The sequence below is a fragment of the Archangium sp. genome (assembly GCF_036388035.1).
In the GTDB taxonomy this organism is placed as follows: Bacteria; Myxococcota; Myxococcia; order Myxococcales; family Myxococcaceae; genus Archangium.
In genome coordinates, this window is record NZ_DASVSO010000206.1 from 1 (window position 1) to 2,158 (window position 2,158).

Sequence of the window (2,158 nt, forward strand, 5' to 3'; positions counted from 1 at the left end):
ACCACCACGCGTTCTACCACCAGCAAGCCCTCGGCCGAGAGGGACAGCACCGGCACGGTGGCCTCCAGCCCGCCCACCGCCCGCGTCAACGTGCTGGTGGTGCCCCCAGCCGTGCCAAATGTGACGATGAGGTTGGTCAATAGCTTGGAGGTCGCCTTCACCTGCTCGCCCCGAGTCATGTACCGGAAGCGCTCGAGGTACTCGGGCGAGGAGGCGATGAGGGCCGCGACTCCCGCGGGCAGGTGTTGCAGCGCCGCGATGCTGTCCAGCGGGCGCGTGAGCAGCTGGCCCATGGCATGGTACATCTCGACGAAAGCCTCCTCCGCGCCATCCAGCGAGCGGCCGATGTAGTCGGCGTCGTCATACACCTCGGCCAGTGGGGGCCCTTCTATGACGGGGCGCAGTTGCGCATCCGCCTGCCGGAAGACCCACCCGCTGACGGTGTAGAAGCGGCCCAGCTCGAAGGAGCCAGCACGGAAAGCTTCCTCCTTCCACTCCACCGGGCCCACCTTCTGCTGGGTGCGTCCGTTGAGCGTCCAGGCCAGGTAGCCGTCCGGTCGCAGCACGGCCACGCTCTTGAATCGCTCCACGCGGTGCAGCAGCTCCTCGCGGGAGACATCCCCTCCCTCCAGCACCTCACGCAGCAGGTGGCAGACGGCCATGCGGGGCGGGAACGAACCCAGCGTCACGGGCTTGTTCATCAGCACCATCAGCACCCGGGCCGCCTCCTGGGGCGTGAGGGGAGCGCCCCGCGGGGGCAGGTCGTTGAAGTTGTCCAGACCCGCGAGTGCCAGTAAGTACTCGAAGGCGTCAACCTGCACGGCGCCACTGGCCACCGCGCGCACGGCCATCTCGGCCGGGCTCACCATGGCCACCTCCGTGCCTTGCACGCGCTCACCCCGTCGGCGGAGCAGCCGAGTTGGTGCACTCGAGCCCGTGGCCGCGTACTGGGCGTCATCACGCACCGCGCCCGCCAACCCAGAGGAGGCACGCGGGTTGCGGTCCAGAAGCATGCCGCGTCCCGCAGGTGGTGTCACCGTGATACAGCCGGTGGACAGCACGACGGCCCCAAGTACCAGGGCCACCCACTTCCGCGGCATCTCAGCGGGCATGGTCCACCCCCAGGCCCAGGGATGCGAAGGCGCCCGGGTGCAGCGCCCCGTCCGGCGCCGGGAACAGCAACGTGCCGCCCTGGCCCACCGCGTACAGCCACCCGCCAAAGCGCCAACGCACCTCGCCCGAATACAGGTAGTTCGCCCCCGGCCTGCCCACCCCGGTGGCGAGCGCGCTGACGGCCACCTCCACGCGCCGCTCGGCCAGCTGCGCCGCGAGTCGCCCGTCCACGTCCACGCGTCCCCAGGTAAACGCCTCCACCGCCAGGGAGAGGTGCAGGTGTCGTTGCCGCAACCCGCCCAGTCGCACCGCATCCCACCCCACCACCGCTTCGCCGTACACTGAGAAGCCGTCGGGAAAGGGCGCCTCCACGACTGGTAATCCGGAAGGGCCCGCCGCGCGGAATCGCGCCAGCTCGTAGTCCGGGCCGAAGAGGCCCTGGCGAAAGCCTCCGCGCTGCCCTCGCACCTCGAGCCGCAGCCGTGCGTCCAACGTGGGCGTCACCGCATCCGCACCCACGCCGGCCACCGCGCCCCAGGCCCCGCCCACACCCGGACGCCCACCCCAGCCGGCCAGCACGTGCAGCTCGTAGTCCGGGCGCACCACCACCACCGCCGTTCCATCCAGGTGCGCCAGCGTCACCTGGGGAGAGTGGCCTCCGGCCCGCCCCCAGTCGTGCACCGCGGACAACGCCAGCGTGTAGCGCCCCGGTTGCTCCTGCGGGCCCGTGAAGAGGTGTGCTAGGTCGAGCGCTACCTCCGCGCCCATGAGGCGCGCACCCAGCACGTCCGAGGAAAACGCCTCCGCGTACAAGGGCCCCAGCGTGCCGGTGAGAAAGGCTCCAGCCGGGTGGTAGTCCGGATTGGTGCGGTTCGAGTACCGCCGTACCAGGTGCCCGGAAAGGAGGCTGTAGCTGTCGAGGGCGCCCGCCCACAGCCCCACCGGGGAGGCGTCCGAGCCCAGCTTGAGCGCACGCACCAGCTGGCCCCAGTCCGAGAGGCTGTCCCAGTCCTCGCGGCGCACCAACCCGCCGCCCTGAACTCCG

Annotated in this window: 2 protein-coding genes; both read right to left on the bottom strand. The window is 70.7% G+C overall.

Annotated features, from left to right (window positions below; all coding sequences use genetic code 11):
• Window positions 1–1,013, bottom strand: a 1,013-nt coding sequence (locus tag VF697_RS09080; protein WP_331093311.1) for a hypothetical protein, incomplete at its 3' end; no start/stop codon positions are given.
• 88 nt (window positions 1,014–1,101) lie between these two features.
• A partial coding sequence (locus VF697_RS09085) for a hypothetical protein (RefSeq protein WP_331093313.1) occupies window positions 1,102–2,158 on the bottom strand: 1,057 nt, incomplete at its 5' end.